Origin of the sequence: Geobacillus sp. LYN3, from assembly GCF_003064505.1 — a bacterium.
Lineage (GTDB): Bacteria > Bacillota > Bacilli > Bacillales > Anoxybacillaceae > Parageobacillus_B > Parageobacillus_B toebii.
The window spans coordinates 1-6,687 of record NZ_QCWL01000013.1; the positions used below are offsets into that span (position 1 = coordinate 1).

The window sequence follows — 6,687 nt, forward strand, 5'->3', positions numbered from 1 at the left end:
GGGAGAGGGTTTTCTGAAGGAATGTGCAAAAAAATGGCTCTTTTGTTCCGAAATAAAGTGATAATTTACATTAGTGTCGTCTGCAATGGCTAAATCAGACACCCCTCCTTTGCTCATTGAAATTCATGTGACTGGAGATACAAACTTCATTGTATATAAGGTGCCTAGGCAGATGTATGATGGTTCTGCTAATGCATTAGAAAAAGAGTTGGTTTCTTCTCAAAAATTACATGTTGATAGGTCTAGAGTTGAGTATAGTGCAAGTTTCACAACAATTACGCTGTTCATGAAGGATTTATATGAAAAGGAAGGTAAGAACCTTATCCTACATGTATCACCTAAGGATATTACAAGTCCTTTTCATGCAAAACAACCTGTACAGGTGACATTGTTTACAAATAAAATGATTGACTGGAGAACAGAAGAAGGTAAAAATTTGAATGAAATAGGTTTTCGTCCAGTATTCAGTTTGTTAAGTGAACGTAAAGACGAGTTCATTGGAGATATAAACTCATTCCGAAATATGGGAATTTTAACATTGAAGGGAAATATTAACGAAAATGAGGTCGTCCTCAAAACTCTAATATATATCTTGCTTACTATTATCTCAATGGTGGTTACGACTTGGATGGGAACTCTTTTGCGAAAACATGTAAGAACAAACCATGTGATACCTGCAAACGTTCGAAGTGTTAGTCAGAAATATCAGATTCCAGCACTGCTTCTTGTTGCCCTACAATTGGGTTATGTCATAATGACGGGCTTGTTTCTGGGGTATGAAATATTTCTGGGAGGGATTGGTGGCGTACTACTGGCCTTTGGTCCTTTTGTTATAAGTGCTTTTTTTATGATTGTTTATTTCATTTACCTACAACAGCGTATTATAAAGGAAATTGAAAACGGAGAACTTGCCAAAGAGGACAATACTCCTGTCTCGGAAATATGGAGTATGCTTGTTCCTCTTGTGGTTCCCATTGTAATCACTATTTTGGTTAATATCGTGATTTATTTTATTCCAGTTAATATTGCTAAATTTGATTCAATGGTTACAAACATCATTACCTCCTATATGGTTCAGATATGTATTATTACTGTTGCATATATCTCGGCACCATATATATATAACTTGCTCCTTCCAAAGCGTAAGTTAAAGGAACGGGAACTATTAGACCGTATCAATTTATTAAGTGCAAAGCATGGTATCCATTTTAATAATATTTACGTGCAGTCGTCTAAGAATATTAGGATAGCTAATGCGATGGTATCCGGATATATCCATAAGAACCTATACCTATATGACTATTTAGTAGAGAATTTAAAAAATCAAGAATTAGAGGCTGTCATTTTGCATGAAATAGCTCATATTAAGAGAAAACATTTAGTTAAGTTGCTAGGTGTAACATGTGTAACATTAATCACATTTCAAGCCATTCTCTACTTTTATCCCGTTTTTGGTTGGACAAGTATTCCATTGTATTTAATAGTTCTATTGTTGGTCAGCAGCTTCTATATGAGAAGATATGAATTGGAAGCAGACCGTTTTGCTGCTTTCCACATGGGAGATACAAGTGGAATGATTTCTGCATTGCTTACCTTATCACGACTTAACTACACCTCGACAAGTGTCAAAGGACCAATTAAATACTTTAAAACACATCCGAGCATAGATGTTAGAGTACGGCATCTGCAACAGCTCCATGGTCAATTCCCAAAAAACAGAAGATGATCATCATTTCGACATTAAGATGCAATATGCTCCCTAAAGTCTACAGGGGGCATATTGTTTATATTTCTTATATCGCGATAACAAAGGTTTAATTTCTCCGCCACTACAACGACTGTCTCATCATCCTCTAGCACTCGTCGAATTGTTTTCAGTTTAATCGCCTTACTTATATCCCTGATGTTTTTCTGATGATGACATTCTATTTCCCTTCGTACATTCTAGCTATCGAGATAGCATCGTGTTCGTTATATTATAATGGGTGCATCATACTGTCACAGCTCGAGGTGTTAGTGAGTTAAGTCCATATAATTGTGTAAAAAAGGAATAGAAAAAGAGCCATGTTGCTTCCCCTTTGGTAGAATAAACAGTGGACCAAAAACACCAAACATAAGGAGGAATGCAACCATGGCTCAATACCATATTACCGTAAATGATGAATTTTTGCACGGGTTATTCACCAAAGATGAGGGATTATCTAAGCTGCTAAAACAAGTCCTCCATCAAATCCTTGAGGCACAAGTAGAAGAACAGCTGGGGCTCGCCGTGATAAACGAATGGAAGAACGAAAAGGATATCGCAACGGTTCGTATCCACGCCAGCTGACAACCCGGGTGGGACGGTTGACTTTGCGCGTTCCACGGACAAGAAATGGGGAGTTCTCTACGGAACTGTTTAAACGATATCAACGGAGCGAACAAGCACTGGTACTGGCACTCATGGAAATGGTGGTAAACAGGGTGTCTACCCGAAAAATCACCCAAATCACAGAGGAGTTGTGCGGCACCTCATTTTCCAAATCCACGGTTTCCTCGCTATGCAAAGGGCTGGATCCGATTATCCAAGACTGGAACCATCGTTCCCTGCATGAACACGTATATCCGTTTATACTGGTGGATGCTATTTATACGAAAGTCCGGGAAGATGGACGGGTACGTTATTTATTGCAAAATTAAAGTTGCAGAGATGTGCAAAATTTTTATGCAAATGGTTATGCAGTGGGGCTTTACATGGAGGGGCAGCCGTGATAACCTGTTTGGGTTTGCCAAATCTGTTACAGCTGGCCGCTTGGCAAAAGAAAATCATGGCTGCAGAGGCTCCATGTCAAGCCCTTAATAGCAAGAATTCGGATTGAATTTTTATGCGATATAAACAAATTTATATACTGCAATACTCTGCACCTTTTTCTTGCAAAAAACACTTAAAAATAAATGTTATGCTTCGGAAGAAGTAATTAATCAATGGAAACAACGCTATGGATTAAAATAAATGGGTTTTTATAAAAAAAGACTGACTCAAAATGGTCCCCTGTCAAACGGAATTGGCAAGTGGCATTTTTTATTGCCATTTCATGCATTTTTTACATGCCAGAAACACTCTTCTTCAATGATCTCCCAGTACTAATCAGCAAGAAGTATGCTTCCGCAATGGCAAAGGGATTTTTTCGTTTTCATCGAATTTATTACATAATACGATAATTCGGGAAAGGAGCATTCATAAATGGACCATTTAAATTACTTTTTCCCCTATGAACGCAAAGATGCACATCATGAAGACCAGTTAACTAGAGCATTTCTAGTTATTTTGAAGATGGTGCCATTTATCCAGCATATGTTTATTGAGATGATAAGAGAGAAAATGTTTGAGAAAAATGTAAATCCTGAAAATATTGTCCCTTCATTGGTAAATACAGAGCACAGAATCGAGAGAATTGAAACGCAAGTGAAGAAAATAAGCCAAGATAGCGGGAAATTAATATCTATTCTTATATCAGATGATGAATTTATTACAGATCACAAAGTACATAACTCGGAAAGAGATGCCGTTTATGACGGGGTCATTTACTATAAACCTGATTTTATTTTCATCATTGAAAACAAGCCGAATAAAAATCAAGTACGGGTGGAACAATTAAATCCCAGCCTTCCGGCAGATACACAGATCGTTATAGAAGAAACACCGATATGTTTAAGTTGGAGGAGTATTATTGAAAGAATTAATCGTTTATTAGAAAAAGATTTAGTAACCGGCGCTGAAGCCGTTTTGCTGAGTGACTTTCTTCGTTTTATAGATAAAAACTTTGAGTTTTTAAACCCTTATACTACCTTATCCGTTTGTAAGGATAACGAATATTTACTTAAACAACGGTGTATTTCCATTATGGCAGAGTTAAACCTTGGTCCTATTGACTATCATAAATCATGGAAAAATTATATTTTAGTCGACTATGGCCCAGTGAAACAAATTGCTGTGGCCCCGAATATTAAAAATGACGGAGAATGGGCGATTGAATTAGAATTTTACGCAGGAGATACGATGAATCAAGCGAGAACATTTTTTAATCGTGTTGATGTAGATGAACTGCTTGCTCTTGAATATAAAGGATGGCGCCTTGAACCGAATTTTCATTTTGCTTTTCAAGGAACCAACCTTTTTTATCCAACTACCCGGGCAGGAATAAGGGATTATATAGAGTTTTGGAAAGCCAGAAAAATAAAACAGCTTAATAAATCAAATATGGATGAGTATCAGTCATTCATCGATGAACTCATTCGCCAAAATATGATGACTCCAGATGATAAACATAAACTGTCTGATTTGTTTGATAAAACGGAAAGGCAGGCTTTAAATGTATGCCCCGGATTATATTTTGGCTACCAATGGCCAAAAACAGAAGCAATAAAGTTAGACAGTGCCCGGCAGTTAACTGATGCAATAAAAGAAAAAATCCAAGAAGCGGCAAGAACATGGGAAAATTCCCCGACCTGCTAAAACGAATAAAGAGGGAGTTTCCATCACTTACATGGACTCCCTCTTTCTATTTTCAGACACAAAAGAATAACCGCTCTGCTGCCATTCTAAAGGCTTTATTTTTATCTTTTGGTTCGAGAAACTACTTCCATTCAAATTGCTTTCCGACATTTTCCGGGTGGTGACAGGCACCTTTCTCATGATGTTCAGAGATAACCAATGCCGGCTATCTCTTTTTTTATAAGGCTCTGTTAATGAAAGTCAAGTCCAAATTATTGTGTAAATTCCTCTTAGCAACTTCACAAAAATTTTCAATTTTCAAGAAACTTTACATCACAAAAGAATAACCCTTTCTGAAAGAGAAAGGATTATGTCAAGTCAGATATGTTTCTATTTTCGCTAGGCATTCATCAATGATTTTATCTATTTCTTCAATTTGTGCATCTTCTGGATTATACTTCTTTAAAATTTTTAGATTACGAGCTTTCCAATCCAATGATTTAATTTGATCAGTTAAAACTACCCCTGTTATTGGATAGCCATCGCCATCAAGGGATATTCCTTCTTTTGGTAAATCCACTTCGAAAGGATAACCCTTCTTTTGATTGGTAATCGGACAAACAGCTATAAATCCTGTTGCTTGATTGAATTCTTTAGGCGATAAAACAATAGCATTCCTTCTCCCAGCCTGCTCATGACCAGCTTGTGGATTGAAGTTTAAAACAACGAAATCGCCTCTCTCTGGTACGTCTGCTGGCATTAAATCAATTCACGCCCTTCTATCCCAAAATCAATTTCCTCGTGTCGATTTTCAGGTGTAATCTGTGATATTAGTTCTTCCAATGTGTATTTCTTCCGTGTTCTTTTTGGCTTTAATGTGATGATACCTTCATTTCCAATCACGTTTAATTCCATTTCGGAACCTTGTTTAATCCCTATTTTATCAGCAGCATCTTTTGGGATACGAATGCCCAAACTGTTTCCCCATTTTTGAACAACAACTGTAGACATGTAGTCCCCTCCTTTACTTTGGTTTATTTTGCTTTCTAAATGTTCCTTTGAGTTCATTATGTCACCTCCAACCCAAAATGTATATACATAGTATATACATTCTTCCAAAAAATGATACCCCTGATTTTTCGACCAACAAATATTCTCGTTGCAAAGGCGATCATTTGAATCGATTAATTAAAAATGCTTTTTTCAGACTCAAAAGCATATATCAACAAGTATAGTTACAAACGTTGATTACGAAAAGAAGAACGAAAAATCAAAGATGCTTCTTTGCGTCAATGAGTGACCGCCGTCCGATTGATCATGGAAGGCTATCTCGGGAAAGAAGTGGCAGAGATGTTGAACCACCACGTCAATCTCAGCGGTTAACGCACAAATTGACTCAAACGCAGCCTTAATATATTGTATATCATTCGAAATTTGTCTGGCTAAAAAGTCAATATCTTTGGTTGGTCTAGATTTAAATTGTGTTAAGGAAAATAAAATTAAATCAAAGGTTTTTCCGCTTTGTCTGGCAATATTCTTTAGTCTTTCTCTCACAGGAGCAGGTATATTTTTAACATTTCCTATTATAAAAGCACCTCTAAGTATTTTAATAAAACGGTCTTGATGCGCATTTTCTCAGCACATTCCACCAATTTATTTATATTTTTTTCAGGACTTTGTAAATAATTTCGCAAACCTTCTTTCATTAAATCGATTCCTATTTTTTCTCTGTATCGAATAATATCACAAATCGTTTTTTCACGATTATAAATGCTTATTTTATGGCCGCCTACCTCCACTTCTTCAATTCCATATTCAAACTGTTTTTTTGAAAAGTAGAAAATTTTAATCGGTGGATAATCAGGCAAACTGGGTTTCCTTGATTTTCTTTCAATAGCAATTTGGTACTCCCACGGGTTATAAGTTGTTAACTCATAAAAAGACAATGCCGACAAAAGACAAAGAACACCATTCGGGATCACTTTTGATACTTCAACCACTTCTTCATTTTGATCATTTTCAAATTCAGCATAACGGTAAAGCCCACGTTTTATCCTAATTATTTCTCCATTTTGCTCGAACTTTCGAATATAATATTTGCTCACTCCTTCTCTGGTTAAGTCTTCTGTCGTCGCAAATCCCGGTACCGTCAAGAATTTTGTGTAATGAAAGATAGATAGGGTATCTCTGAATGGATTTGGAATAGATAAGGA

Annotated in this window: 5 protein-coding genes and 1 pseudogene; 3 read left to right on the plus strand and 3 right to left on the minus strand. The window is 36.5% G+C overall.

The features are described 5' to 3' along the window. Positions 1 to 172 precede the first annotated feature (172 nt). The 3 genes and pseudogenes from DCC82_RS16095 to DCC82_RS16105 all read left to right on the plus strand — a co-directional run bounded on the left by DCC82_RS16095 (position 173) and on the right by DCC82_RS16105 (position 4,495). A complete protein-coding gene (locus tag DCC82_RS16095) occupies positions 173 to 1,726 on the plus strand; it encodes a M48 family metalloprotease (protein ID WP_233253058.1) in 1,554 nt (517 codons plus the stop codon). A gap of 405 nt (positions 1,727 to 2,131) precedes the next feature. Then, a pseudogene (locus DCC82_RS16100) lies at positions 2,132 to 2,661 on the plus strand (IS256 family transposase); the annotation flags it as partial. Between the two features lie 562 nt (positions 2,662 to 3,223). After that, positions 3,224 to 4,495, plus strand: coding sequence for a hypothetical protein (locus tag DCC82_RS16105; RefSeq protein WP_097355065.1), 1,272 nt, complete (start codon positions 3,224 to 3,226; stop codon positions 4,493 to 4,495). A gap of 352 nt (positions 4,496 to 4,847) precedes the next feature. Here DCC82_RS16105 and DCC82_RS16110 read toward each other — a convergent pair whose 3' ends face one another. From DCC82_RS16110 to DCC82_RS16125, 3 genes are all read right to left on the minus strand, one after another. After that, positions 4,848 to 5,234 (minus strand): type II toxin-antitoxin system PemK/MazF family toxin, encoded by a 387-nt coding sequence (locus tag DCC82_RS16110; protein WP_033020639.1) that lies wholly within the window; start codon positions 5,232 to 5,234, stop codon positions 4,848 to 4,850. Beyond that, positions 5,234 to 5,542 carry an AbrB/MazE/SpoVT family DNA-binding domain-containing protein gene (locus tag DCC82_RS16115; RefSeq protein ID WP_062755467.1) on the minus strand — a complete coding sequence of 103 codons (309 nt, stop codon included), beginning with the start codon at positions 5,540 to 5,542 and terminating at the stop codon, positions 5,234 to 5,236. Before DCC82_RS16115 ends, DCC82_RS16110 begins: the two co-directional genes overlap by 1 nt. A gap of 515 nt (positions 5,543 to 6,057) precedes the next feature. Next, positions 6,058 to 6,648: a type IV toxin-antitoxin system AbiEi family antitoxin domain-containing protein gene (locus DCC82_RS16125; RefSeq protein ID WP_097355067.1), complete on the minus strand. Its 591-nt coding sequence runs from the start codon at positions 6,646 to 6,648 to the stop codon at positions 6,058 to 6,060. Positions 6,649 to 6,687: the final 39 nt, after the last annotated feature.

Coding starts and splice junctions, on each gene's coding strand:
- DCC82_RS16105 (WP_097355065.1), top strand. CDS start 3,224: ATGGACCATTTAAATTACTTTTTCCCCTATGAACGCAAAGATGCACAT.
- DCC82_RS16095 (WP_233253058.1), top strand. CDS start 173: ATGTATGATGGTTCTGCTAATGCATTAGAAAAAGAGTTGGTTTCTTCT.
- DCC82_RS16110 (WP_033020639.1), bottom strand. CDS start 5,234: ATGCCAGCAGACGTACCAGAGAGAGGCGATTTCGTTGTTTTAAACTTC.
- DCC82_RS16115 (WP_062755467.1), bottom strand. CDS start 5,542: ATGAACTCAAAGGAACATTTAGAAAGCAAAATAAACCAAAGTAAAGGA.